The organism is Bradyrhizobium sp. MI1.10, assembly GCF_055811035.1.
This window is the reverse complement of sequence record NZ_JBVVPN010000187.1, coordinates 1-251: the sequence shown is the minus strand read 5'-3', so window position 1 is coordinate 251 and position 251 is coordinate 1. Positions and strand designations below refer to the sequence as shown.

The 251-nt window shown below is 65.3% G+C and carries 1 pseudogene; it reads left to right on the top strand.

From position 1 onward, the window contains the following. Window positions 1-251: pseudogene (locus AC0L3K_RS40850) on the top strand (IS5/IS1182 family transposase); the annotation flags it as partial.

Below are 251 nucleotides of genomic sequence, written 5' to 3'. Positions count from 1 at the left end.
TTACGCGGCCAGGACCTCAAGCGCGTCACCGTCGACACCACGGTGCAGCCGAAGGCCATCACCTTTCCGACCGATGCCAAGCTGCTCCATGCGGCTATCAAGGGGCTCAACCGCCTGGCGAGAAGGCACGCCGTCAGGCTGCGGCAATCCTATTCTCGTGTGGCCAAGGCCGCCGCGATGATGGCGGGCCGCTACGCCCATGCCAAACAGTTCAGCCGGCATCAGCGGCAGTTGCGCATTCTGCGCAGCCG